We start from the raw sequence: 23,361 nt of genomic DNA on the forward strand, positions 1-23,361 counted from the left end.
ATGAGCGCGCGAAAGCTGTTCCCACACAGGTGTATGGGAACAGGCGCAACTGCGCTTATTGCGCGGTTTGCAGCTCGGTCACCACGAACTGGCTGCCTTGCTGCTCGACCACGAAGTTGACCTTATCGCCCACCTTCAGCCCAGCCAGCAGGCCAGGGGCTTGCACAGCGAACACCATGGTCATGGGCGGCATGCCGAGATTGAGCAGAGGGCCGTGGCGCAGGGTGACCTTCTGGTTGGCCGCATCAATCTTGCGTACCTCGCCGTGGCTCATTGCAGCGGCTTCACTCGCAGTCGGTGTGGCACCGTGCTGGCTGGCGAATGCGGGCCAGGCCAAGACGCTGCCCAGAGCTAGAGCGATCAGTAGGTTTTTCATAGTTTTTCCTCGGGTTAACGGTGGGCATCGGCCACAGGCGGATGCCCTGGTTGCTAGGTCTTATTCAGCCACTACACGAATTTTGCCCACCATGCCGGCCTGGTAGTGGCCGACAATCAGGCAGGCGAAGTCGAAGTCGCCGGCGCGGTTGAAGGTCCAGATGATTTCCCCGCTCTGGCCCGGTCCGACGTGGGCCATATACGGCTCGTCGTGCTGCATGCCGGGAAACTTGGCCATCATCGCCGCGTGCGCATCCAGATCCTTCTGGGTGCCGAGCACGAACTCATGCAGCACCTTGCCCTGGTTGCGGTGCACGAAGCGAATGGTTTCGCCCTGCTTGATCTCCAACTGGTCAGGGCTAAAGCGCATCTGGTCGCTCATGCCGATCTCGATGGTGCGGCTGACCTGCTCGCGGTCGCCGGCGATGCCCCAGGGCTTCTGCTCCTTGATCACGGCTGCACTGTGCTGCCCGGCATGCGGCTCGCCATGGGCCAGCACCTGGCCGCTGAGCAACAGGCCAGCCAAGAGCAGTGCCAAGGACAAACGATTTATCTGTTGCATTGAGTCATCTCCCAAAAAATCATTTCGTATCAGTGGCCGGCATGTCCGCTGGGTTTACGTATCTGCACTTCAACCGGCTCGCCAATCGGTTGCTTAAGCGGCATCGACTGCCCGCCGGCCTCGCTCGAGCGCGCCGGTTTGGCCAGCTCCCCTTTCCACTCATAGGCCACAGTGCCGGCCGGGTGCTTAAACCAGCCCGGGTCGCGGTAATCGCCTGCGGGCTGGTCCTTACGCACCTTGAGCACGGTAAACATGCCGCCCATCTCCACCGAACCGAAGGGACCGTCGCCGCTCATCATCGGTGCGGTGTTGTCCGGCAGCGGCATCTGCATCTCCGCCATATCGGCCATGCCGCGCTCGCCCATCACCATGTAATCGGGAATCAACTTGGCGACCTTGCGGGTCATCTCGCGCTGGTCGACGCCGATCAGCGTCGGCACGTCATGGCCCATGGCGTTCATGGTGTGGTGGCTCTTGTGGCAATGCAGGGCCCAGTCGCCCTCCTCATCGGCGAGAAACTCCAGCTGGCGCATCTGCCCCACGGCAATATCCGTGGTTACCTCCGGCCAGCGGGCTGCCAGAGGCCGCGGCCCGCCATCGCTGCCGGTCACTTCGAACTCATGACCATGCAGATGGATCGGGTGGTTGGTCATGGTCAGGTTGCCGACGCGCAGGCGCACCTTGTCGTTATGCCGCACCACCAACGGGTCGATGCCAGGGAAGATGCGGCTGTTGAAGGTCCACAGATTGAAGTCGAGCATGGTCATGATCTTCGGCGTGTAGGCACCCGGCTCGATGTCGTAGGCATTCAGCAGAAAGCAGAAATCCCGATCCACCTCGCTGATCAGCGGGTGATGCTCCTTGGGATGGGTGACCCAGAAACCCATCATGCCCATGGCCATCTGGGTCATCTCGTCGGCATGCGGGTGGTACATAAAGGTGCCGGGGCGGCGGGCGACGAATTCGTAGACGAAGGTCTTACCCACAGGAATCGAGGGTTGGGTCAGGCCCGATACGCCGTCCATACCATTGGGTAAGCGCTGGCCGTGCCAGTGCACGCTGGTGTGCTCCGGCAGCTTGTTGGTGACGAAGATGCGCACCCGGTCGCCCTCCACCACCTCGATGGTCGGCCCCGGCGACTGGCCGTTATAGCCCCACAGGTGGGCCTTGTAGCCGGGTGCCAGCTCACGCACCACCGGCTCTGCCACCAGGTGGAACTCCTTGACGCCGTTGTTCATGCGCCAGGGCAAAGTCCAGCCGTTGAGGGTGACCACCGGGTTATAGGGCCGACCGTTCTGCGGCTGCAGCGGCGGCTGGGTATCGGCGCTGCCCTGCGACACCGCTTCCGGCACGCCGGCCAGGGACATTCGACTGACCGCCGAGGTGGCGACAGCGGCGGTAATCGCGCTGGCACCGAGAAAGAAATCACGTCGTGAAACCATGGGAATTGTCCTTGATCAGTGCCCGGCGGGCTCGTCGGTGGCGGCCGTGGCCGTGGTCATGGGAGAGAGGCTGGGTGCGCCGTGCAGGGCCATATCCAGATCGGCCTTGGCCAGCCAGAAATCGCGCTGCGCCTGCAGATAGCCATCCACCGCCAGCACCTGCTTGCGCGCATCGGCCAACAGCTCGAAGGTGCTGATAAACATGCCGCTGTACTGCAGGAGGTTTTCCTCAGCGATACGCGCGCGCAGCGGCAGCACCTCGTCGCGGTAATGCCGGGCAAGGTCATGGCTAGCCTGGTAACCCAGGTAGGCCTCGCGTACCTGCGAACGGGCGTTGACCGCCGTGGCGGCGGCGCGATTGAGCATCTGCCGGTACTGCGCCTCGGCCTTGGCCACCTTGGCCCCGCTCCAGTCAAACAGCGGCAACTCGACGCTGATCTCGTAGCCGCGCTGGGTAGGTTCCTCGTTGGAGCGGTTATTCACCACGCCCAGCTCCAGCACGTTGATAAAGCGCGTGGTCTTGCTTAGCCCCAGGTTGCTGGCCAGCCGTTCGGCGTCCAGGCGCACGGCCTGGATATCCAGACGTTGGCCCATGGCCAGGCGCTCGATATCCGGCAGTGGCTCGGCCGTGGCCGGCAACTCAGGCAGACGCTCGGGCAAGCGGTAATCGAGCTGCGCGCCCCACAGGCCGAGCAAGCGGGTCAGCTGCTCGCGGCTCTGCACCCGGGCCTGCTCGGCGCGGATCAGGTTGAGCCCGGCATCGGCATAGAAGCTCTGCTCCTGGGCCCGTTGCAGCACGCTGTAGTTACCCACCGCGGTCAGCCGCCGCGCCAGTTCGGCACCGGCCTCGGCCGAGCCCATCACCTGGCGCATATAAGCCAGGCTTTCCTGCGCGGCCACCGCGCGGTACCAGGCCTTGCGCGTCTGGCTGGCCAGCTCGAACAGCGCCAGGCTGGTCTGCCGCTGCACCTGCTCGAAGCGCTTGGCCTGCATGCCAGAAGTCAGCGGCATGGCAACCAAGCGCGCCAGATTGAGATGCAGGCCACGCTCGTATTCCACTTCGCTGCCTTTCTCCAATCGACCGAAGGAAAAGCCCGGATTGGCAATACGCCCGGCCTGCACACGCTCGGCCTCGCTGATACCCAGCTCGTCGAAACTCGCCTGCAGGCCGCGGTTATTTAGCAAGGCGACCTGCACCGCGGCATCCGCCGTCAGCGGCTGGGCCAGCAACTCGGCAACCCGCTCGGCCACCTGGCTGCGTTGCTCGGGGGTTTTCACCCAGGTCACCTGCTTGTCCAGCTGTTGGCCGGCCTGCTCGACCTGGCTGAAACCGCCATCCTGACTAAAGCTGGCACAGCCGCTGAGTAGCACAACCACTGCGCAAAGCCCGGCGCGGCTCGTCATACCACCTTGCTTAGTGATGGTCATGGTGCGGCTCCATTGGTTTAGCCGGTGTATCGGCAGGCTGAGCCCCCCGTGGCTCCTGCGCATACGGCTCTTGTGCATAAGTGCGCCAACCGCCGATCCGGCCGACCAGGTCGTTGGCCTCGCGCCAGTTATGCAGCGGTTGCTCGCTAAAGCCCTGGTAGGCCTTGAGCGGCGATTGATAGTGCAGAGCCGGCGTGGCGGCCTGGGCGTCCAGCGGGTCGGGCGACTCGGCCCAACTGCCAATAGACAGCACCAGCAACGCCAGGCAGACAAACGCCTGCCGGCGGGTAAAGGAAAAACGCATCATCGAATAGTCTCGCGTGCAGCGGCGCGCCTGCGCAGTACAGGCGAACACCGACTAATAGCTAAATACGCGTCACGCGGGCCTGGGCAGCAACGGCCACAGGCGCATCAACGCGCGGTTTGGCTTAGGCGAGAAACAGGCGTGGGGGTCTTTCGGGGGTTTCGGCGATAAAGCCGACAAACTGATCCAGTCGCGCCAGGGACGGCTCGACCGCTTGCAGCGGAGAATTGCTGGCAACCACTGTGCTCAGGGCCACCGCGCCGACACAAAAAGCGCAGAGGCTGCACAGGCTGTTATCGCTGCCTTGTGCGGCGTTGCTGGCGTTGTCGGTGGAACTGGCGTGGTGCGCGGTCTGGGCAGGCATATCGGCCGGCTGGGCCATGACCATCGCACCGGGATGATGCGCCGCCATTTGCCGATCAGCCTGGACAACCGCCCCGCCCTGCTTGGTCGCCGCGCATAACTGCATGCCGAGCGCCGCCATGCTCTGCGCCGGGAGGGCGAGCATCAGCATCCAGATCAGGGCAACTCGCAATATGCGCATGCGTGGGTCAGCGGTTTCGAAGTGAAGACGGGCGGATTATCCACCGATTTATGCGCTTGTCCATGCTCGGCCAGCGCCTGGCGTTGCCTGGCCTGAAGCCGATGGCAACCACGACAGCCAAGACCATGGGCAAACCCGACCCAGGATGGCTATGATCGGAACCCATGACACTCACCGCCACGCTCCGCCAACCCTGCCCACCCGGTGCCTGCGACTGTGGGCGCGAGCAGCTGCTGGAGAGCGCCAACAGGGATGTGCGCATTCTGTTGCTGACACGCACGGAGGAAAAACGCCTGCTAGAGCGGCTGGAGAACCTTGAGAGCCTGGCCGATCTGGAAAAGATGCAGCGGCGTATTTATGAGCAGCTCGGCGTGCGCGTCGCCGTCGCCCCCGGTTTCAACGAAGTGCGCAGCATGCGTGGCATCGCGATTGAGATCGATGAGCTGCCGGGGCTGTGCCGCAAGACTCGCCAGGCCATCCCCACCGCCATCCGCCGCAGCCTGGAAAAGCGTCCGGAAATTGCCTACAGCCTGCTCAACGCCAATGACCTGTTACGTGACACCTGAGTGCCCTGAGGCCGCTCAAACAAGCTCAGCGATAGTCTGAAAACGGGGCAACAAACGCAGGCCACTGCAGTCCAACACTCGCCCGCCACTACCTCTAGGAGCCCCCCTTGTTCGCTGTCCTTTTGCGTCAACCTTTGCGCTTAGCGGTATTGCTGATATCCGCCTGCGCCTCGCCCGCGGTTTTCGCCTGCCCGGCTGGGCAACAAGAAGTCTGCATGGTCACCTGTTTTTGTGCGCCAGGTGCCAGCGGGGAGATGGGGGCTATCTACGAAAACATGAACAATATGGCGGCAACGGGGCTGCATAACTGGCTGGTGCAATCGCGCAACACTGCAGCAGCGGGCGATACTCAGCCCATTCCGCTAAATATCCGCGCCCAGCTAGAGCCCTACTACGACATTCAGGTGCTCGACTCGGCGCGCTACAAGGTGGGCGATGATGTGGAGCTGAACGCCGCCCACACCATGCTGCAAAACCCCGATGTACAGGCGGTCACCCTGATCGACATCATCGTCTTTCGCAATGCCGATGATGCCCTCAACAATGTCGCGCTGTGGGCCCACGAGCTCAAGCATGTGCAGCAATACCTGCAGTGGGGCGCCCGCGAGTTTGCCGCCCGCTACAGCCGTAACTACAACGCCGTCGAGGCACCCGCCTACGCCATGCAAACCCAGGTAACTAGGGCGCTAAGAGCCAGCAAGACCGCGCCAGAAGCCTCTCGCTACCCTTGAGTAGAGCGCTGCTCAGCCCAGCATGCTTACGTGCTGCGGATGGCTGGCGACCCGCTCCAGCCAGGCACGGATCGCCGGGTAGGCGCTCAGGTCGAAGCCACCCTCATCGGCCACATGGGTGTAGGCATACAGGGCGATATCGGCAATCGAATAGTGCTCGCCAACCAGATACGGCGTGCGCTGCAGCTGCTTCTCCATTACCCGGAGCGCCTTGTGTCCGCGTACATGGCACTCCTCGTACTCGGCGCGGCGCGCCTCGGGCAGGCCCTGGTACAGCTGGATAAAGCGTGCCACCGCGACATAGGGCTCGTGGCTGTACTGCTCGAAGAACTGCCACTGCAGCACCTGAGTGCGCAGGCGCGGCTCACTGGGCAGAAACTCCGTGCCATCGGCGAGGAAATTGAGAATGGCGTTGGACTCCCACAGGCAGGTGCCGTCTTCCAGCTCCAGCACCGGGATCTTGCCGTTGGGGTTCTTGGCCAGGAAGGCCTCGCTCTGGGTCTCGCCCTTGAGGATATCGATCGGTACCCACTCATAGGCGATACCGCGCAGGTGCAGCATCAGCTTGACCTTGTAGCAGTTGCCCGAACGGTAGTCGCCATAGACCTTGTACATATTGCCCTCCTCGCAAATCGCCCCGAAACCCTTCAACTAGCTCGCTTGCGCCTGACGAATCACCTCGGCCAGACGCTTGAGCCCTTCACTCAGGCGCTCCGGCGCGACGTGACTGAAGTTAAGCCGCAAATGCCCCGGATGCTGATCCGGGTCGATAAAGAACGGTTCGCCCGGCATAAACGCCACGTTCTGCGCCAGCGCCGGAGCCAGCAGCGTGCGAGTGTCCAGCGGCTGCTTGAGGGTCAGCCAGAAGAACAGCCCACCCTGGGGAATCTGCCAGTCGGCCAGGTCGCTGAAATGCTCCTCCAGCACCGCCTGCATGGCGTCGCGGCGAATCCGGTAAAAATCGCGCAGCTCGGCCAGGTGGCCACGGTATTTCTCGCTGCCCAGCCACTGCAGCGCCTGCCACTGGCCGATGCGGTTGGTGTGCAGGTCGGCCGACTGCTTGAGGCGCAGCAGGTAGGGAAACAGATCCGGGGTGGCAATCAGATAGCCGACACGCAGGCCCGGCAGCAGGGTTTTCGACACGGTGCCGGTGTAGATCCAGCTGGCCTTCTGCAGGCGGCTGACGATCGGCGTGGCGCTGCCGGCGTCGAACACCAGCTCGCGGTAGGGTTCGTCTTCGATCAGGGTCACGCCGAACTCGTCGAGCAGCGCTGCCACGGCGTCGCGCTTGGCTTCGCTGTAGCGCACCGCCGAGGGGTTCTGGAAGGTCGGGATCAGGTAGGCGAAGGCCGGTTTGTGATTCTCCAGGCGTTGGCGCAGCGCATCGATCTGCGGGCCATCGGCTTCCTGCGGCACGGCGATGCAATCGGCACCGAACAGCTGGAAAGCTTGCAACGCAGCCAGGTAGGTCGGCGCTTCGAGCAGCACTTCGGTGCCCGGATCGATAAACAGCTTGCTGGCCAGATCCAGGGTCTGCTGCGAGCCGCTGACGATCAGCACCTGGCTGGCATCGCAGGGCACACCGAGGACACGGGCTTCGGCGGCGATGGCTTCGCGCAGCGCCGGCTCGCCTTCACTCATGCCGTACTGACCCATGCTCGCGGGCATATCGGCCCACTCGACCTTCGGCAACATCGGCTCGGCGGGCAGCCCACCAGCGAAGGACATCACTTCCGGACGCTGCGCTGCGGCGAGGATTTCACGGATCAGGGAGCTTTTCAGGCGGGCAACACGTTCGGAGAAGGCCATGGATATCACCGGTAGCAAAGGCAAATAAAAATAGGTCAAACTGTTTGACCGAAATTCTGTTTATCGGAAACTACGACGTTCCGCCCGAATACGTCAATAGGCTTGACCTTAATGCTTGACCTCAAGAGCACAACCACCCAGCAAGCCGCCATGGAAGCCTTCTTCTTTGGCTATCAGGCCTTTACTGCCAAGGCCGATGAAATCCTGGCGCGCCGCGGGCTGTCGCGGGTGCATCACCGCATCCTGTTCTTTATCGCCAAGTACCCTGGTTTGAGCATGAAAGAGCTGCTCGCCTACCTGGGCGTCAGCAAACAGGCGCTGAACACCCCGCTACGCCAGTTGCTGGAAATGGGTCTGGTGCAGAGCCTCGCCGCCGAGGACGACAAGCGCAAACGCCTGCTCGGTTTTACCGCCGAAGGGGCCAAACTGGAACAGGCGCTGCGCCGTGAACAGGCCAAGCTGCTGCAGCGGGCCTTTAGTGAAGCCGGGGAAACCGCCGTCAGCGGCTGGCTGCAGGTCAACCAAACCCTGGGCAATAGCCGCCAGAGCGGTGCAGGTGACAGTTAGCAACGCGCGCGGCGAAAACTGTACCGACTTGGAATACAGGCCTCCCGAAACTGTACCGCTTATTGCCCGCATCGCTGTACCGCGACGCCCCGCCCATCTGCCCCTAGGCTGATCAGCACTGCTCCCCCCGATGAGTGCTATGAGGCTGCGCCATGACCACCGAACTGCTGCTCGCCTTTATCGCCTTCGCCTTTGTCACCTCGGTGACGCCGGGGCCGAACAATATGATGCTGCTGGCCAGCGGGGTGAACTTCGGCCTGCGCCGCAGCCTGCCGCATATGTTCGGCATCAGTCTGGGCTTTATGCTGCTGGTGGCCTCGGTCGGCCTCGGCCTGGGCCAACTGTTCGAGCAGGTGCCGCTGCTGTACAGCGTGCTGCGTTACCTGGGCGCGGCCTACCTGCTGTACCTGGCCTGGAAAATCGCCAACTCCGGCGCACCGGACAGTCAGAGCAACGCCACCGGCAAACCGTTCAGCTTCCTGCAGGCGGCGGCCTTCCAATGGGTCAACCCGAAAGCCTGGATCATGGCCATCGGTGCCATCACCACCTATACCCCGCAGGAAAACTTCGTGGTCAATGTGTTGCTGATCGCGGCACTGTTCGCTCTGGTCAACTGCCCCAGCGTCGGCTTGTGGACGGTGGCCGGCAGCCTGCTGCGCAACTGGCTGAGTAACGCCCGCGCCCTGCGTGTGTTCAATATCGGCATGGCCCTGCTGCTGGTAGCCTCGCTGTACCCCATCTTCGCCGACACCGGACTGCTCTGATGCACGACCTGCCGCAAGCCCGCCTACGACCGCTGGCCGACACCTCAACCTCGGCGGTGGTCGCCGGCTTTATCGCCATGCTTACCGGATACACCAGCTCGCTGGTACTGATGTTTCAGGCCGGCCAGGCCGCCGGTCTGACTAACGGGCAGATTTCCTCGTGGATCTGGGCGCTGTCGATTGGCATGGCGATCTGCTGCATAGGCCTATCGCTGCGCTACCGCGCGCCGATAATGATCGCCTGGTCCACCCCAGGCGCAGCGCTGCTGATCACCAGCCTGCCCGGCGTGCCCTACAGCGAGGCGATTGGGGCCTATATCCTGGCTTCCGGCTTGATCGTGCTGATCGGTCTGACCGGCAGCTTCGACCGCATCATGCGCCGTATTCCGGGTTCCCTGGCCGCCGCCCTGCTGGCCGGCGTGCTGTTCAAGATCGGTCTGGAAATCTGTGGGGCCGCCGAACAGCAGCCGGTGCTGGTGGTGGCCATGTTGCTCGCCTATCTGCTGGGCAAACGCTTGCTGCCGCGCTATGCGGTGCTGGCCTCCTTGATCGTCGGCAGCGTGCTGGCCGGAGTCTTCGGCCTGCTCAATTTTGCGCACTTCGAGCTGCAACTGGCCACACCGCAATGGACCACGCCAAGTTTTTCTCTGGCAGCGGCCATCAGCATCGGCATTCCGCTGTTTATCGTCGCCATGGCCTCGCAGAACCTGCCGGGCATGGCCGTGCTGCGCGCCAATGGTTATGACGTGCCGGCCAGCCCGTTGCTGACTACGACCGGACTGACCTCGATGCTGCTGGCCCCGTTCGGCAGCCACGGTATCCATATGGCCGCCATCAGCGCGGCGATCTGCGCCGGCCCGGAAGCCCACGAAGACCCGAAAAAACGCTACACCGCCGCCATCTGGTGTGGGGTGTTCTACGGCATCGCCGGCATCTTCGGCGCAACCCTGGCGGCGCTATTTGCCGCTCTACCCAAGGCATTGATCCTGTCTATCGCGGCGCTGGCGCTATTCGCCTCGATCATCGGCGGCCTGACCCAGGCCATGAGCGAGCCGAAAGAGCGTGAAGCGGCGCTGATCACCTTTCTGGTAACCGCCTCGGGCATGACCCTGTTCTCGGTGGGCTCAGCGTTCTGGGGGATTGTTGCAGGGCTTTTGACCCTGGCAATTCTTAACTGGGGCAAGCAGGACGGGTAATTGATAGGTATAAAAAAACGGGCTAATGCAGTGCGCATTAGCCCGTTATTTCGTTACAGCTGGCGAAATCAGCCGCGCTGACGCTTCGGCAGCACGTCTTTGAGCTTGGCATGCATACCGCGCAGGGTTTTCTCGGTGCTTTCCCAATCGATGCAGGCATCGGTGATGGACACGCCGTATTTGAGTTGGCTGAGATCCTTGGGAATCGACTGGTTGCCCCAGCCCAGATGGCTTTCCACCATCAGGCCGACGATCGACTGGTTGCCTTCCAGAATCTGGTTGGCCACGTTGTCCATCACCAGCGGTTGCAGAGCCGGGTCCTTGTTGGAGTTGGCGTGGCTGCAATCGACCATGATGTTCGGGCGTATGCCGGCTTTGGTCAGTTCCTGCTCACAAACGGCAACACTCACCGAATCGTAGTTCGGCTTGCCGTTGCCACCGCGCAGCACCACGTGACCGTAGGCATTGCCCTTGGTGGTGACGATCGACACGCCACCTTCCTGGTTGATACCAAGGAAACGGTGCGGGCTGGAAACCGACTGCAGGGCATTGATCGCCACGGTCAGGCCGCCATCGGTGCCGTTCTTGAAGCCCACGGACGAGGACAGACCGGAAGCCATTTCGCGGTGGGTTTGCGATTCGGTAGTGCGCGCGCCGATGGCCGACCAGCTGATCAGGTCCTGCAGGTACTGCGGGGAGATCGGGTCGAGGGCTTCGGTGGCAGTCGGCAGGCCCATTTCAGCCAGGTCACGCAGCAACTGACGACCGATATGCAGGCCATCCTGAATCTTGAACGAGTCGTCCATAAACGGATCGTTGATCAGGCCTTTCCAGCCGACGGTGGTACGCGGCTTCTCGAAATACACGCGCATAACCAGATACAGACTGTCGGAGACCTCGGCGGCCAGCGCCTTGAGGCGCTCGGCATACTCATGGGCGGCCTTGATATCGTGGATCGAGCACGGCCCGACCACCACGAACAGGCGATGATCAGTGCCATCGAGAATATTGCGGATCACCTCACGGCCACTGGCCACGGTGCGCAGCGCAGCGTCGGTCAGCGGAATTTCACGCTTGAGCTGGGCCGGGGTAATCAGGGTGTCGTTGGAGGCAACGTTCAGGTCATCAATCGGTAAATCAGCCATCGTGCTATTCATCAGTCAGAGTCATCAGGTCACGGGTGCCGGCCGCCAGCGATCCCCGTGTGGCGGAGCACAGCAATATGAGCACAGCGGGGAAGCCGAACCTTAGCGCGTAAAGGCCTGGCTCGACAATGGGCTTGGCAGGTCGTCGAAAAACTACGTGCGGGGCAATACTGCGTTAACAACGGCCTGCTGGCGGAGCAATCACTGACTCAGGCTGGCCCGGGAGAACTCGGCGGCGTGCTGGGCGATCCACTCCTGAGCCACCGCTTCCACCGACAGGCTGCAACCCAGCTCCTGCTCGCGCTGATGGCGGTAATGCTCGATCTGGCAAACCTGCTCGACCATGCGTGCACGAAACAGGGTGTCTTCATCGACAAAAGCGATACCTACCAGGTACTTGCCTTCCTGCTTGCGGCACCAGGCCACTAAACCTGGATAACGCGCATGCTCACCAAACACGGGGATTCGCAGTTCGATCGCGGTGCCCCGGCGAAAAGCGCGGCTGGAGTTGCAAGCCACACCGCCGAGGCTGATATTGTTGAGCCGCTCTTTGGGTACAAATGCCTGTTTGCGTACAACTAGCTCAACCGGCATGTCACTGGGATGACGCAAGAAATGACGCATCTCCGACTACCTCTGATGCCATCAATTTGATACCACAAGGGCAGTATAGTGGCTGAGCTTGAACTGACCGACTTTGATGCGGATCGCCATCTGCTGGACCTGCCCGGCACTTCACTGTTGATATTTACCAGCATAGGTTGTGCCAGCTGCCGTTGGGCGCGCCGTGAGCTGCCTAATCTGCCCCTGCCAGTGCAGCGTTTGGCCTGGATCGATGCCGCCAACAATGGCGGTTTAGTGACGCGTTACGAGGTATTCCACCTGCCCGCGCTGTTCGTGGTGCGCGATGGCCAATTTTATGGCGCTTTGCAGAGCCGTCTGCAGGCTGCCGAACTTATTAAGGCGCTGGACACTGCCCTGTCGCGCCCCGCAGAGGAATTACCCTGATGAATGCAGCACCCCGTATCGGCATTATCGGCTCCGGTGCCATTGGCGGCTTTTACGGCCTGATGTTGGCCCGCGCCGGCTTTGATGTGCACTTTCTGCTGCGCAGTGAATTCGCTACAGTCGCCAGCCAGGGCCTGCGCCTCAACAGTGCCGTGCACGGCGCACTGCAACTGGACAAGGTGCAGGCTTATCAGTCGGCGGCCGATATGCCGCCGTGCGACTGGTTGCTGGTCGGGGCGAAAACCACCAGCAACGCCGAACTGGCTCCGCTGATCAGCCAGGCCGCCGCGCCGGGGGCCAAGGTCGTACTGCTACAGAACGGCCTGGAGGTTGAGGAAGAACTGCGCCCGCTGCTCCCGGACACCCTGCACCTGCTGGGCGGCCTCTGCTATATCTGCGCGCACCGCAGCGCGCCGGGAGTGATCGAGCATCAGGCACTGGGCGGGGTCAACCTGGGCTATCACTCAGGTCCTGCCGATGCCGAGAGCCGCCAGCAGATCCTCGAACAAGGCACCAGCCTGTTCACCACTGCCGGCCTGGACTCCTCGGCCATGCCCAACCTGGCCCAGGCGCGCTGGCAGAAGCTGGTGTGGAATGTGCCCTACAACGGCCTGGCGGTGCTGCTGGGCAGCGGCACCAGCGCGCTGATGGGCAACCCCGACAGCCGTGCGCTGATCGCGGCGATCATGCAGGAAGTGATCGATGCCGCCAGCGCTTGCGGCCATCAATTGCCGCCTGGCTTTGCCGGCAAGCTGCTAAGCGCCACCGACCGCATGCCCGATTACCTGCCGAGCATGTACCACGACTTCGCCCTGCATCGCCCGCTGGAGCTGCACGCCATCTATAACGCGCCGCTGGCTGCGGCAGCCAAGGCCGGCTGCGCCATGCCGCGCACCGAGATGCTCTACCAGACCCTGCGTTTCCTCGAACAACGCCCGCAATAGGACACAGCCATGAGCAAGGGATTAGGCGACAAACTGGTACTGGCGATTTCCTCGCGGGCGCTGTTCGACCTGCGCGACAGCCACCAGGTCTATGAAAGTCAGGGCGTCGAGGCCTATCGCCAATACCAGATCGAGCATGAGGACGAAATTCTCGCCCCCGGCGATGCCTTCCCCTTGGTGGAGAAGCTGCTGGAGATCAACACCACCCTCAAGCAGCAGCGGGTCGAGGTGATTCTGGTCTCGCGCAACAGCGCCGACACCGGCTTGCGCGCCTTCAACTCAATCCAGCATTACAACCTGGGCATCTCCCGCGCCGCCTTTGTCGGTGGGCGCAGCCCCGACCCCTATCTGGCCGCATTCGGTTGCCATTTGTTTCTCTCCACCCACGCCGAGGATGTGCGCAGCGCGCTGCGGGCCGGCTTTGGCGCGGCAACCATCTTGTCCGGCGGCGCACGACGGGCGGCAAGCAATGAGCTGCGCATAGCCTTCGACGGCGACGCCGTGCTGTTTTCCGACGAGTCCGAGCGGGTCTATCAGCAGGCCGGCCTGGAAGCCTTCCAGAGCCACGAACGCGAGTCGGCCCGCGAGCTGCTGGGCGGCGGCCCGTTCAAGCCCTTCCTCGCCGCCCTGCACCGCCTGCAGCAAGAGTTTCCCGAAGAACAGTGCCCGATCCGCACCGCCCTGGTCACCGCGCGCTCGGCACCGGCCCATGAACGGGTGATCCGCACGCTGCGCGAGTGGAATATCCGCCTGGATGAATCCTTCTTCCTCGGCGGCCTGGAAAAAGCCGCGATTCTGGAAACCTTCGGCGCCGACGTGTTCTTCGACGACCAGACCGGACACTGCGAAAAAGCCAGCAAAGTCGTGCCCACCGGTCATGTACCGCACGGCATCAGCAACGAACCGCAGATCTAACCCCGCGCGAGGGCGCTCAACCGTCCTCGCCGCTTAGCCCTACCCCCTCGTATATAACCATTCGTCCTCAAAACCTCGGCTTTCTTTGACTTATCGATGGCGCTGCTAAGCTCAGAGCAGGCCCGCCAGTCTGGCAGTCAAGGAGGCCGAATGATTCGCTCGATTCTCTACGCCACCGACCTCGGCCTCTATGCCCCCTATATCCTGCAACATGCTCTGGCCATGACCCGCGCCTTCAACGCCAGTCTGTACGTCGTGCATGCCGTGGAACCCATGGGGCTGTTTGCCGAGTCGGTCTTACAAACCTATCTGGATGAGGAACGCCTCAAGGAACTGCGCAAAAACGGCCTGAGCACAGTGATGGCGAGCATTGAGCAACGGGTACTGGAAGGCTTTCGTGATGAGATCGGCGAAGCAGTGCATGACCTCGACCTGATCAAGGCCGTGCGCGTGGTACAGGGTGACCCGCCCTTGGTGATTCTCGATGAGGCACAGCAACTCGGGGTCGATCTATTGGTCCTAGGTAGTCACAGCCACGGCACAGATATGGATATTCCGCTGGGGCGTACCGCGTCGCGGCTGGTGCAGTTATCTGAAGTACCGGTGTACCTGGTGCCGATGCTGCAACACCGCAGCCGCGGTGAACTTTAAAGATCGCCCGGCACACTTAAAGAATTGGTCTAGATTTAATGCTCTAATCGTCAATCTGGTTATATAAAAACGCCGGTAATCTGAACGGCACTTCTTGGCTTTGAGGGATTTTTATGAAGCTTCAGCAACTGCGCTACATCTGGGAAGTCGCGCATCACGACCTCAACGTATCTGCCACGGCGCAAAGCCTCTACACCTCGCAGCCGGGCATCAGCAAACAGATCCGCTTGCTGGAAGACGAACTGGGGGTTGAAGTATTCGCCCGCAGCGGCAAGCACCTAACTCGCATCACCCCGGCCGGCGAGCGGATTATCAACACCGCTGGGGAAATCCTGCGCAAGGTCGAAAGCATCAAGCAGATCGCTCAGGAGTTCTCCAACGAGAAGAAAGGCACCCTGTCGATCGCCACCACCCACACCCAGGCGCGCTATGCCCTGCCGCCAGTGATCAGTGCGTTTATCAAGCAATACCCGGACGTGGCCCTGCACATGCACCAGGGCACGCCGATGCAGATCGCCGAAATGGCCGCCGACGGCACCGTAGACTTCGCCATCGCCACCGAAGGTCTGGAGCTGTTCAACGACCTGATCATGATGCCCTGCTACCGCTGGAACCGCTGCGTAGTGGTGCCCCAAGGGCATCCGCTGACCAAGCTGCCGAAACTGACCCTGGAAGCCCTAGCCGAATACTCGATCGTCACCTACGTGTTCGGCTTTACCGGCCGCTCCAAACTCGACGAAGCCTTCAGCCATCGCGGCCTGACGCCGAAAGTAGTGTTTACCGCCGCCGACGCCGACGTGATCAAGACCTATGTGCGCCTGGGCCTGGGCGTGGGCATCGTGGCCAAGATGGCCGTCGACCCCAAGCTCGATCCGGATCTGGTGGTGCTGGATGCCGGCGAGCTGTTCGAAGCCAGTGTGACCAAGATCGGCTTCCGCCGCGGCACCTTCCTGCGCGGCTTTATGTGCGACTTTATCGAGAAGTTCGCCCCGCACCTGACCCGCGACGTGATGGCCAAGGCTGTGCAGTGCCACAGCAAGATCGAGTTGGAAGAGCTGTTTGAAGGCGTGGAACTGCCGCTGCACTAAACCGTCAGCCGAATAAAAAGCCCGTCACTAGGACGGGCTTTTTTATGGCCTAAAAAACCTACTCAGTGGCTTTTAGCTCTTGGCCATGGGCAAAATTGATCCACCAGCCAAACGCCGCAGCGGTAAAGAACATGATGATGCTGTAGATCGCCGCCGGGATGGACATGGTCGGGTTGTTCAGCAACATCGGGCTAAGCGCCAGGGCAATCGCCAGGGTGCCGTTGTGGATGCCGATTTCCATGCCGATCGCCACCGCCTGACGCAGGCTCAGCTTGAACAGACGCGGCACCCAGTACCCCACGGCCAAGCTGATCAGGTTGAACGCCAGCGCCGCGCCGCCCACCAAAGGTGCGTAATCGACAAAGGTCTGCCAATCCTTGACCACCGCCAACAGGATGATAACCAGCAGAAACAGCGCGGAAATGATCTTCACCGGCTTTTCCATGCGCGCGGCAAAGCCTGGGAAACGGCTGCGGATCCACAGGCCGATAGCCACCGGGCCGAGGACGATGACAAACACCTGCACCACCTTGGTGAACTGCAGCGGCAGGGCCTGATCGCCTTCCATAAAGTAGGCCAGCGACAGGTTGACGATCAGCGGCATGGTCAGCACCGCGATAACCGAATTGACTGCGGTCAGGGTGATATTCAGCGCCACATCGCCGTGCGCCAGGTGACTGTAGAGATTGGCCGTGGTGCCGCCCGGCGAGGCCGCCAGCAGCATCAGGCCCACAGCCAGCGCCGGGGCCAGACCAAACGCTTTGGCCAGGAAGAAGCACACCAACGGCAGCAGCAACAGCTGGCAGCCCAGGCCAATCAGCACCGGCTTGGGAAATTTCACCACCCGGGCAAAATCCGCCAGGGTCAGCGACAGGCCCAGGCCGAGCATGATGATGCCCAGGGCAATGGGCAGGAACAGGGTCAATAACGGATCAGCAGTCACGGCTTTTTTACTCCTTGATCAAAGCGCTGGGCGATCTTGAACAGCGGCGTAGAACACTGCAGTGACTTTAGTGGCCAATCGTGTGAAAGAAATGGCGAGGTATAAAAAAAGCGCCCAAATAGGCGCTTTTTTATTACGTAACGGAATCAGATCGCCGTGGTGCCGCCGTCCACCGCCAGCGCCTGGCCGGTGGTAAACGCCGCGTTATCGCAGCACAGGTAGAGCACGGCGGTGGCGATTTCCTCGACCTTGCCGATGCGCCCAACCGGGTGCATGGCGGCAGCGAACTCGCCCTTCTTCGGGTCGGCTTCATAGGCGCGGCGGAACATGTCGGTGTCGATCACCGCCGGGCACACCGCGTTGACTCGCACCTTCTTCTTCGCATACTCGACCGCAGCCGACTTGGTCAGGCCAATCACCGCATGCTTGGAGGCAGCGTAGATGCTCATCTTCGGCGCAGCGCCCAGGCCGGCAACCGAAGCGGTGTTGACGATGGCGCCGCCACCCTGGGCCAGCAGCAGCGGGATCTGGTGCTTCATGCACAGCCACACGCCTTTGACGTTGACGCCCATAATCGCGTCGAACTCGCTTTCGCTGCCTTCGGCCAGCTTGCCCTTCTCGATCTCTATGCCGGCGTTGTTGAAGGCATAATCCAGACGGCCGTAGGCACCCAGGGTGCGTTCCATCAGCACCTTGACCTCGGCGTCACGGGTCACGTCGCAGCGCACGAACAGTGCGTCGCCGCCGGCTTCACGGATCAGCCCGACAGTCGCCTCGCCGCCCGCCACATCAACGTCGGACACCACCACTTGCAGGCCTTCGTTGGCGAATGCCAGTGCCGTGGCACGACCAATACCAGCAGCACCACCGGTGACCAGGGCAACCCGGCCGGAAAAGCTCAAGCTCATCTGCGTGTCCTCGCAAGGATTAGAAACTGCAGCGAGTCTAATCAGCTGCCCGCCGCCAAGGCAGCACTATCAAACTGCTGGTGATGGCTTCATCCAAACGAGTGATTAACACCCCAGGCCACCTATCATTCGAATGGATTAAACACCATTCGTCCCGCGGGCAAATCTTGCCGATTGCACCACTACGGGCTATCAACAGTCTTTCCGCTCAGTGAGTACCTGCCATGACTGCCCCACTCAATCGTCAGTTCCTGCTTGCCCAACGCCCGGTCGGCCTGCCCAGCCGCGAGACTTTCAGCTATGTGGAAACCAGTGTCGGTGAACCCGGCCCCGGGCAAATCCTGGTGAAAAACGCCTACCTGTCACTGGATCCAGCCATGCGCGGCTGGATGAACGATGCCAAGTCCTATATCCCGCCGGTCGGCATTGGCGAAGTGATGCGCGCCCTCGGTGTCGGTGAGGTGGTGGCCTCGCAGCACCCGGATTTTGCCGTGGGCGACCATGTAAACGGTGCCCTCGGCGTGCAGGATTATTTCCTCGGTGAGCCCAAGGGCTTCTACAAGGTCGACCCCAAGCGCGCGCCGCTGCCGCTGTATCTGTCGGCACTGGGCATGACCGGCATGACCGCCTATTTCGCCCTGCTAGATGTCGGCGCACCGCAAGCCGGCGAAACCGTGGTGATTTCCGGCGCGGCCGGTGCGGTCGGCAGCATTGCCGGGCAGATCGCCAAGCTCAAGGGCTGCCGCGTGGTCGGCATCGCCGGTGGCGCGGACAAGTGCAAGTTTCTGATTGATGAGCTGGGCTTCGACGGTGCCATCGACTACAAGAACGAAGACGTGATCGCCGGTCTCAAGCGCGAATGCCCGAAAGGCGTGGATGTGTATTTCGACAACGTCGGCGGTGACATTCTCGATGCGGTGCTCACCCGCCTGGCCTTCAAGGCGCGAGTGATCATCTGCGGCGCGATCAGCCAGTACAACAACAAACAGGCGGTCAAAGGTCCGGCCAACTACCTCAACCTGCTGGTCAACAGCGCGCGCATGGAAGGCATGGTGGTGATGACCTACGCCACGCGCTTCGCCGAAGCGGCTGTGGAGATGGGCGGTTGGCTGGCCAGCGGCAAGCTGAAATCCAAGGAAGACATTGTCAGCGGCCTGCAGACCTTCCCGGAAACCCTGCTCAAGCTGTTCAGCGGCGAAAACTTCGGCAAGCTGGTGCTTAAGGTCGACTAAGCGCCCGGTTCCGGCTTGGGTGGGAGGGGCTTCAGCCGCGACGCTGCAATGTCGCGGCTAAAGCCCCTCCCACAGGCCCTGCGCTGTGCCCACTCTCCCTAGGCAATTGCCACTTCCTCGATCTCCTGCTGGATCGGCCGCCAGCGGCGCAGCAGCATATACAGGGTCGGAATCACCACCAGGGTGAACAGCGTACCGACCAGCAAACCGCCGACAATCACCAGCCCGATCTGCTGCCGGCTTTCCGCCCCCGCGCCCGTGGCAATCGCCAACGGCAGCGAACCCAACACCATCGCCCCAGTGGTCATCAGAATCGGCCGCAAACGCTGCACCGACGCCTCGATCACCGCCGCGCGCAACTCATGGCCCTGACGCAGCAGCACGTTGGCGAACTCGACGATCAGGATGCCGTGCTTGGTAATCAGGCCGATCAGTGTCACCAGGCCGATTTGCGAGTAGATATTCAACGTGCCGCCGAACAAGGTCAGCGCCAGCAAGGCCCCGGCCATCGACAATGGCACGCTGAACAGGATGATCAGCGGGTCGCTAAAGCTCTCGAACTGCGCAGCCAGCACCAGGAAGATAAATGCCAGGGCCAGAGCGAAGATCAGCGCAATACCGGCGCTGGACTCCTTGAAGTCACGCGAGGTGCCGGTGTAGTCGTACTGGGTTTCCGCCGGGAACACGCCGCGAGCGACCTGCTCCAGGTGCTGCAGGGTTTCGCCCAGGGTGTAGCCGCTGCCAACGTTGGCGCTGATGGTTACCGCGCGCAGCTGGTTGAAGTGGTTGAGCTCACGCGGGGCCACCGTCTCGCGCACCTCGATCAGGTTGGAGAGCTGCACCATGTTGTCGTTGCGCCCACGCACGTAGACCCGGTTGAGGTCGTCGGGGTTGCTGCGGTCGACGCCCTGCAACTGCACCAGCACGTCGTACTGCTCGCCGTTCTGCTTGAAGCGGGTGACCTGGCGGCTGCCAAACAGGCTTTCCATGCTGCGGCCGATGGTGGCCACGTCGGTGCCGACCACCACCGCCTGCTCGCGGTTGACCGCTACTTTCAGCTGCGGCGCGTTGAGCTTGAGATCGCTATCGAGGCTTTCCAGGCCGGGATAGTCACGCAGCTGGCTGAGCAGCTCATCCACATACCCCTGCAACTGGGCGTACTCCATGGAGGAGCGGATCACGAAATTCACCGGCTGGTTACGCGCGCTCTGCCCAAGTGGCGGGCGGTTGACCGGGTAGGCGCGCACGCCGGCGATGGCCTGCAACTTGGGCAGCAGTTCGTTACGTATCTCGAACTGGCTGCGGCTACGCTCGGCCCAGTCCTCCAGCTTCATAAAGGAAATGCCCTGGGCCACCGTGGGGAAACCGGCGATCACCATATAGCGGTTGGTTTCCGCGATGCTCGCATACGCCGCTTCAATCTCCTCGGCGTAACGGCTGGTGTAGTTCAGGGTCGCGCCGTCGGGGCCGTTGAATACGCCGATGATGGTGCCGGTGTCTTCAGTCGGGGCCAGCTCGGATTTGAGGCCGGAGAACAGCAGCACGCAGGTGACGATGGTGAGTAACAGCACGCCCACCACCAGCACCCAGGCGCTCAGCGCCTTGGCCAGCAGGTGTTTATAGCTGTAGGTCAGGCCGTTGAGAAAGTTCTCGATCAGGTTATACAGGCGGTTGTGCCGCTCACCGCTTTGATGCGGCTTGAGCAGCAGTGCGCACATCATCGGCGTCAGGGTCAGGGCGACGAAGCCCGACACCAGTACCGCGCCGGCCAGGGTCCAGGCGAACTCGGTAAACAGCTTGCCGGTGGTGCCCTGCATAAAGCCGATCGGGGCAAACACGGCGGCCAGCGTCAGGGTCATGGCCATCACCGCAAAGGCGATTTCGCGGCTGCCCTTGAGCGCGGCCTGCACCGGGGCCATGCCCTCTTCGATATGCCGGTGGATGTTCTCCAGCATGACGATGGCGTCATCCACCACCAGACCGATCGCCAGCACCATGGCCAGCAGCGTCAGGGTATTGATGGTGAAGCCCATCAGCGACATCAGGGCAAACGCGCCGATCAGCGACACCGGGATGGTCACCAGCGGGATGATGGTGGCGCGCAACGAACGCAGGAAGATAAAGATGATCAGGATGACCAGCCCGACTGCTTCCCAGATGGTGATAAACACGTTGTCGATCGACTCGCGGATAAACAGCGAGTTGTCGTTGGCCACCGCCATTTCCATGCCGTCCGGTAACAGCGCGCGAATATCGGGCAAGGCCTGCGCCAGGCCATCGGAGATGTCCAGCGGGTTGGCCGTGGCCTGCTTGATCATGCCCATCGACACCGCCGGGCGGCCTTTGTAGCGAACGATACTGCGCTCGTCCTTGGCGCCGATCTCGGCGTGGCCAACATCGGCCAGGCGCAGTAGGTAGCCGCGCGAGTCATCGAGAATCAGCTGATTGAATTGCTCGGGGGTGTTCAGGTCGGTTTCCGTGAGCACGGTGAATTCGCGCTGCTGCGATTCGATACGCCCGGCCGGAATCTCGACGTTCTGCCGGCGCAGCGCATCTTCCACGTCCTGTACCGTGAGGTTGTGCGCGGCGAGCTTCTCCGGGTCGAGCCAGATGCGCATGGCGTAGGTGCGCGCCCCGCGAATCTGCACCTCGGACACGCCGGGAATGGTCTGCAGGCGGTCCTTGATCACCCGCTCCAGCACATCGGTAATCGCCATGGCACTGTAGCGTTCGCTGTAGAACGCCAGCCAGATCACCGGCTGGGCGTCGGCCTCGACCTTCTGCACGATGGGCTCAGCGATTTCATCCGGCAGCAAACCACGCACGCGGCCAAGACGGTCGCGCACATCGTTGGCGGCTTCATCGGAGTTGCTGCCAAGGATGAACTGCGCGGTGATCTGGGTGTTTTCCGAGCGGCTGATGGAGCTGACGAAATCCAGTCCCTCGATGCCCGAGAGCACATCCTCAATCGGCTGGGCGACCTGCGACTCCATGATCTCCGGGCTGGCGCCGGGATAGGTGACGTTGACCGTGACAATCGGCACGTCGATATTCGGGTACTCACGCACGGCCAGGCGGTCATAGGCCATCAAGCCGAGCAGCACCACGATCAGCGACAGCACCGTGGCAAACACCGGCCGCCGGATGCAGATATCCGACAGGGTCATGGCGTGCGCTCCGCCGCCTTGCTGCGCACTGCATCACCGTTGCGGACCTTCTGCCAACCGGCGCTGATCAGCACCTCGCTACCGTCCAAGCCTTCACGCACCTCGACCAATCCGGCCTGGCGCTTGCCCAGCTTGACCTCACGCACCTCGACCTTGCCGTCCACCACCAGGTTGACCAGCAAGCGCTCACCTACAGGCATCAAGGCTTCTTCGGGGATCACCAGGGCATTGGGGCGCTCGGCGAGAATCACCGACACCTTGACGAACTGTCCGGGGCTTAAACGCCCATCGCTGTTGCTGATATGCGCGCGCACGGCCTGGCTACGGCCGACCTCATCCAGACGCGGGTTGATGGCGAAGATTTCGCCGCTGAAACGTTCGTCCGGGTAGGCGTCCAGGCTGATTTCGATGGTCTGCTTGAGGCGGATCTGGCTGACGGCTTTTTGCGGAATACGGAAATCCACCTTGAGCGGGTCGAGCACTTCCAGATTGACGATGCCCTGGCCCTCGCTGAGGTAATCGCCGGGGCTGGCCTGACGCAGGCCGAGCACGCCGGCATAGGGCGCGAGAATTTGGGTTTTATCCAGACGCGCCTGGGACAACGCCAGAGTGGCGCGGGCCGCCTGTTGTTGCGCGCTGGCTTCGTCGAGGGCTTGCGGGTTGCTCGCGCCGCGTTTGAACAGCATCTGCGCGCGTTCAAAGTTCTTTTCTGCCAGGTTCAGGTTAGCGCGGGCCTGGGCGAACTCGGCGCGGCTGATCGAATCATCCAGGCTGACCAGCAGCGCGCCGGCCTCGACACTCTGCCCTTCACGAAAATGCAGGCTGCTCAGGCGGCCGGCAATTTCCGGGCGAATCATCACCGACTCATCGGAGCGCAAGGAGCCGAAGGTGATCAGCTCATCGCGCACCAGGCTCTTGGCGACCGGCACCACCTCGACCACCGGCGGCTCTTCGGCCTGAATCGGCCAGGCAACCGCCGCCAACAGCGTGGCGGCGAGAAGAACATGCGCGCGGGCAACCATATACAACCCCTAATTTTGTTATAGAGGCCGAGTTTAACGGCCGGGCCGTG

General features: G+C 62.1%; 25 protein-coding genes. 11 read left to right on the top strand and 14 right to left on the bottom strand.

Features of this window, described 5'->3' with window-relative positions; all coding sequences use genetic code 11:
• Positions 1-55 precede the first annotated feature (55 nt).
• The 6 genes from WBK23_RS03560 to WBK23_RS03585 all read right to left on the bottom strand — a co-directional run bounded on the left by WBK23_RS03560 (position 56) and on the right by WBK23_RS03585 (position 4,655).
• On the bottom strand, positions 56-376 hold the full coding sequence (locus tag WBK23_RS03560; RefSeq protein WP_424482601.1) for a copper-binding protein: 321 nt from the start codon (positions 374-376) through the stop codon (positions 56-58).
• Between the two features lie 60 nt (positions 377-436).
• Positions 437-937: a cupredoxin domain-containing protein gene (locus WBK23_RS03565; RefSeq protein ID WP_424482602.1), complete on the bottom strand. Its 501-nt coding sequence runs from the start codon at positions 935-937 to the stop codon at positions 437-439.
• Positions 938-966: 29 nt separating this feature from the next.
• Positions 967-2,379, bottom strand: coding sequence for a multicopper oxidase family protein (locus WBK23_RS03570; RefSeq protein ID WP_424482603.1), 1,413 nt, complete (start codon positions 2,377-2,379; stop codon positions 967-969).
• Positions 2,380-2,394: 15 nt separating this feature from the next.
• The gene (locus WBK23_RS03575; protein ID WP_424482604.1) at positions 2,395-3,807 is read right to left on the bottom strand and encodes a TolC family protein; all 1,413 of its coding nucleotides are present in this window, start codon (positions 3,805-3,807) and stop codon (positions 2,395-2,397) included.
• Positions 3,794-4,114 (bottom strand): hypothetical protein, encoded by a 321-nt coding sequence (locus tag WBK23_RS03580; RefSeq protein WP_424482605.1) that lies wholly within the window; start codon positions 4,112-4,114, stop codon positions 3,794-3,796. Before WBK23_RS03580 ends, WBK23_RS03575 begins: the two co-directional genes overlap by 14 nt.
• Before the next feature lie 121 nt (positions 4,115-4,235).
• On the bottom strand, positions 4,236-4,655 hold the full coding sequence (locus WBK23_RS03585) for a hypothetical protein (protein WP_424482606.1): 420 nt from the start codon (positions 4,653-4,655) through the stop codon (positions 4,236-4,238).
• Between the two features lie 164 nt (positions 4,656-4,819).
• Between WBK23_RS03585 and WBK23_RS03590 the strand changes: the two genes are divergently transcribed.
• Together WBK23_RS03590 and WBK23_RS03595 are read left to right on the top strand one after the other, a co-directional pair.
• On the top strand, positions 4,820-5,221 hold the full coding sequence (locus tag WBK23_RS03590; protein ID WP_424482607.1) for a hypothetical protein: 402 nt from the start codon (positions 4,820-4,822) through the stop codon (positions 5,219-5,221).
• Between the two features lie 107 nt (positions 5,222-5,328).
• Positions 5,329-5,952 (top strand): DUF4157 domain-containing protein, encoded by a 624-nt coding sequence (locus WBK23_RS03595; protein ID WP_424482608.1) that lies wholly within the window; start codon positions 5,329-5,331, stop codon positions 5,950-5,952.
• Positions 5,953-5,964: 12 nt separating this feature from the next.
• Here WBK23_RS03595 and WBK23_RS03600 read toward each other — a convergent pair whose 3' ends face one another.
• The gene (locus WBK23_RS03600; RefSeq protein ID WP_424482609.1) at positions 5,965-6,567 is read right to left on the bottom strand and encodes a glutathione S-transferase family protein; all 603 of its coding nucleotides are present in this window, start codon (positions 6,565-6,567) and stop codon (positions 5,965-5,967) included.
• Between the two features lie 36 nt (positions 6,568-6,603).
• Positions 6,604-7,761, bottom strand: coding sequence for a PLP-dependent aminotransferase family protein (locus WBK23_RS03605; RefSeq protein ID WP_424482610.1), 1,158 nt, complete (start codon positions 7,759-7,761; stop codon positions 6,604-6,606).
• 111 nt (positions 7,762-7,872) lie between these two features.
• On the opposite strand from WBK23_RS03605, the gene WBK23_RS03610 reads away from it, so the two are divergent.
• The 3 genes from WBK23_RS03610 (at position 7,873) to WBK23_RS03620 (ending at position 10,288) form a co-directional block, all read left to right on the top strand.
• The gene (locus WBK23_RS03610; protein WP_424482611.1) at positions 7,873-8,328 is read left to right on the top strand and encodes a MarR family winged helix-turn-helix transcriptional regulator; all 456 of its coding nucleotides are present in this window, start codon (positions 7,873-7,875) and stop codon (positions 8,326-8,328) included.
• A 152-nt stretch (positions 8,329-8,480) separates the two neighbouring features.
• Entirely contained in the window at positions 8,481-9,092 is a 612-nt protein-coding gene (locus WBK23_RS03615) for a LysE family translocator (protein WP_424482612.1), read from the top strand.
• Positions 9,092-10,288 (top strand): benzoate/H(+) symporter BenE family transporter, encoded by a 1,197-nt coding sequence (locus WBK23_RS03620; protein WP_424482613.1) that lies wholly within the window; start codon positions 9,092-9,094, stop codon positions 10,286-10,288. The genes WBK23_RS03615 and WBK23_RS03620 overlap by 1 nt, the downstream gene beginning before the upstream one ends.
• A 68-nt stretch (positions 10,289-10,356) precedes the next feature.
• Here the strand turns inward: WBK23_RS03620 and WBK23_RS03625 are convergent, their stop codons facing one another.
• Positions 10,357-11,433: a 3-deoxy-7-phosphoheptulonate synthase gene (locus WBK23_RS03625; RefSeq protein WP_424482614.1), complete on the bottom strand. Its 1,077-nt coding sequence runs from the start codon at positions 11,431-11,433 to the stop codon at positions 10,357-10,359.
• 201 nt (positions 11,434-11,634) lie between these two features.
• Positions 11,635-12,057, bottom strand: coding sequence for a PilZ domain-containing protein (locus WBK23_RS03630; protein ID WP_424482615.1), 423 nt, complete (start codon positions 12,055-12,057; stop codon positions 11,635-11,637).
• 48 nt (positions 12,058-12,105) lie between these two features.
• On the opposite strand from WBK23_RS03630, the gene WBK23_RS03635 reads away from it, so the two are divergent.
• From WBK23_RS03635 to cysB, 5 genes are all read left to right on the top strand, one after another.
• Positions 12,106-12,441: a thioredoxin gene (locus tag WBK23_RS03635; protein WP_424482616.1), complete on the top strand. Its 336-nt coding sequence runs from the start codon at positions 12,106-12,108 to the stop codon at positions 12,439-12,441.
• Positions 12,441-13,385 (top strand): putative 2-dehydropantoate 2-reductase, encoded by a 945-nt coding sequence (locus WBK23_RS03640; RefSeq protein WP_424482617.1) that lies wholly within the window; start codon positions 12,441-12,443, stop codon positions 13,383-13,385. The genes WBK23_RS03635 and WBK23_RS03640 overlap by 1 nt, the downstream gene beginning before the upstream one ends.
• 9 nt (positions 13,386-13,394) lie before the next feature.
• Positions 13,395-14,300, top strand: a complete 906-nt coding sequence (locus WBK23_RS03645; protein WP_424482618.1) for a 5'-nucleotidase — start codon at positions 13,395-13,397, stop codon at positions 14,298-14,300.
• A 150-nt stretch (positions 14,301-14,450) separates the two neighbouring features.
• Positions 14,451-14,951 (top strand): universal stress protein, encoded by a 501-nt coding sequence (locus tag WBK23_RS03650; protein ID WP_424482619.1) that lies wholly within the window; start codon positions 14,451-14,453, stop codon positions 14,949-14,951.
• A gap of 113 nt (positions 14,952-15,064) precedes the next feature.
• Positions 15,065-16,039 (top strand): HTH-type transcriptional regulator CysB, encoded by a 975-nt coding sequence (cysB, locus tag WBK23_RS03655; protein ID WP_424482620.1) that lies wholly within the window; start codon positions 15,065-15,067, stop codon positions 16,037-16,039.
• A gap of 58 nt (positions 16,040-16,097) precedes the next feature.
• Here the strand turns inward: cysB and WBK23_RS03660 are convergent, their stop codons facing one another.
• Together WBK23_RS03660 and WBK23_RS03665 are read right to left on the bottom strand one after the other, a co-directional pair.
• Complete coding sequence (locus tag WBK23_RS03660) at positions 16,098-16,982, bottom strand: bile acid:sodium symporter family protein (RefSeq protein WP_424482621.1); 885 nt, start codon at positions 16,980-16,982, stop codon at positions 16,098-16,100.
• Positions 16,983-17,128: 146 nt separating this feature from the next.
• Positions 17,129-17,890, bottom strand: a complete 762-nt coding sequence (locus WBK23_RS03665; protein WP_424482622.1) for an SDR family oxidoreductase — start codon at positions 17,888-17,890, stop codon at positions 17,129-17,131.
• Positions 17,891-18,114: 224 nt separating this feature from the next.
• Between WBK23_RS03665 and WBK23_RS03670 the strand changes: the two genes are divergently transcribed.
• Complete coding sequence (locus WBK23_RS03670; RefSeq protein WP_424482623.1) at positions 18,115-19,122, top strand: NADP-dependent oxidoreductase; 1,008 nt, start codon at positions 18,115-18,117, stop codon at positions 19,120-19,122.
• Positions 19,123-19,220: 98 nt separating this feature from the next.
• Here WBK23_RS03670 and WBK23_RS03675 read toward each other — a convergent pair whose 3' ends face one another.
• Together WBK23_RS03675 and WBK23_RS03680 are read right to left on the bottom strand one after the other, a co-directional pair.
• Positions 19,221-22,289: an efflux RND transporter permease subunit gene (locus WBK23_RS03675; RefSeq protein WP_424482624.1), complete on the bottom strand. Its 3,069-nt coding sequence runs from the start codon at positions 22,287-22,289 to the stop codon at positions 19,221-19,223.
• A complete protein-coding gene (locus WBK23_RS03680) occupies positions 22,286-23,311 on the bottom strand; it encodes an efflux RND transporter periplasmic adaptor subunit (protein WP_424482625.1) in 1,026 nt (341 codons plus the stop codon). Before WBK23_RS03680 ends, WBK23_RS03675 begins: the two co-directional genes overlap by 4 nt.
• Between the last annotated feature and the right edge of the window lie 50 nt (positions 23,312-23,361).

Origin of the sequence: Pseudomonas sp. (assembly GCF_049653025.1) — a bacterium.
In the GTDB taxonomy this organism is placed as follows: Bacteria; Pseudomonadota; Gammaproteobacteria; order Pseudomonadales; family Pseudomonadaceae; genus Aquipseudomonas.

Excerpts from the sequence above, each read along its gene's own strand:
- WBK23_RS03560 (WP_424482601.1), bottom strand. The coding sequence starts at position 376 with ATGAAAAACCTACTGATCGCTCTAGCTCTGGGCAGCGTCTTGGCCTGG.
- WBK23_RS03565 (WP_424482602.1), bottom strand. The coding sequence starts at position 937 with ATGCAACAGATAAATCGTTTGTCCTTGGCACTGCTCTTGGCTGGCCTG.
- WBK23_RS03570 (WP_424482603.1), bottom strand. The coding sequence starts at position 2,379 with ATGGTTTCACGACGTGATTTCTTTCTCGGTGCCAGCGCGATTACCGCC.
- WBK23_RS03575 (WP_424482604.1), bottom strand. The coding sequence starts at position 3,807 with ATGACCATCACTAAGCAAGGTGGTATGACGAGCCGCGCCGGGCTTTGC.
- WBK23_RS03580 (WP_424482605.1), bottom strand. The coding sequence starts at position 4,114 with ATGATGCGTTTTTCCTTTACCCGCCGGCAGGCGTTTGTCTGCCTGGCG.
- WBK23_RS03585 (WP_424482606.1), bottom strand. The coding sequence starts at position 4,655 with ATGCGCATATTGCGAGTTGCCCTGATCTGGATGCTGATGCTCGCCCTC.
- WBK23_RS03590 (WP_424482607.1), top strand. The coding sequence starts at position 4,820 with ATGACACTCACCGCCACGCTCCGCCAACCCTGCCCACCCGGTGCCTGC.
- WBK23_RS03600 (WP_424482609.1), bottom strand. The coding sequence starts at position 6,567 with ATGTACAAGGTCTATGGCGACTACCGTTCGGGCAACTGCTACAAGGTC.
- WBK23_RS03605 (WP_424482610.1), bottom strand. The coding sequence starts at position 7,761 with ATGGCCTTCTCCGAACGTGTTGCCCGCCTGAAAAGCTCCCTGATCCGT.
- WBK23_RS03610 (WP_424482611.1), top strand. The coding sequence starts at position 7,873 with ATGCTTGACCTCAAGAGCACAACCACCCAGCAAGCCGCCATGGAAGCC.
- WBK23_RS03615 (WP_424482612.1), top strand. The coding sequence starts at position 8,481 with ATGACCACCGAACTGCTGCTCGCCTTTATCGCCTTCGCCTTTGTCACC.
- WBK23_RS03620 (WP_424482613.1), top strand. The coding sequence starts at position 9,092 with ATGCACGACCTGCCGCAAGCCCGCCTACGACCGCTGGCCGACACCTCA.
- WBK23_RS03625 (WP_424482614.1), bottom strand. The coding sequence starts at position 11,433 with ATGGCTGATTTACCGATTGATGACCTGAACGTTGCCTCCAACGACACC.
- WBK23_RS03630 (WP_424482615.1), bottom strand. The coding sequence starts at position 12,057 with ATGCGTCATTTCTTGCGTCATCCCAGTGACATGCCGGTTGAGCTAGTT.
- WBK23_RS03640 (WP_424482617.1), top strand. The coding sequence starts at position 12,441 with ATGAATGCAGCACCCCGTATCGGCATTATCGGCTCCGGTGCCATTGGC.
- WBK23_RS03645 (WP_424482618.1), top strand. The coding sequence starts at position 13,395 with ATGAGCAAGGGATTAGGCGACAAACTGGTACTGGCGATTTCCTCGCGG.
- WBK23_RS03650 (WP_424482619.1), top strand. The coding sequence starts at position 14,451 with ATGATTCGCTCGATTCTCTACGCCACCGACCTCGGCCTCTATGCCCCC.
- cysB (WP_424482620.1), top strand. The coding sequence starts at position 15,065 with ATGAAGCTTCAGCAACTGCGCTACATCTGGGAAGTCGCGCATCACGAC.
- WBK23_RS03665 (WP_424482622.1), bottom strand. The coding sequence starts at position 17,890 with ATGAGCTTGAGCTTTTCCGGCCGGGTTGCCCTGGTCACCGGTGGTGCT.
- WBK23_RS03670 (WP_424482623.1), top strand. The coding sequence starts at position 18,115 with ATGACTGCCCCACTCAATCGTCAGTTCCTGCTTGCCCAACGCCCGGTC.
- WBK23_RS03675 (WP_424482624.1), bottom strand. The coding sequence starts at position 22,289 with ATGACCCTGTCGGATATCTGCATCCGGCGGCCGGTGTTTGCCACGGTG.
- WBK23_RS03680 (WP_424482625.1), bottom strand. The coding sequence starts at position 23,311 with ATGGTTGCCCGCGCGCATGTTCTTCTCGCCGCCACGCTGTTGGCGGCG.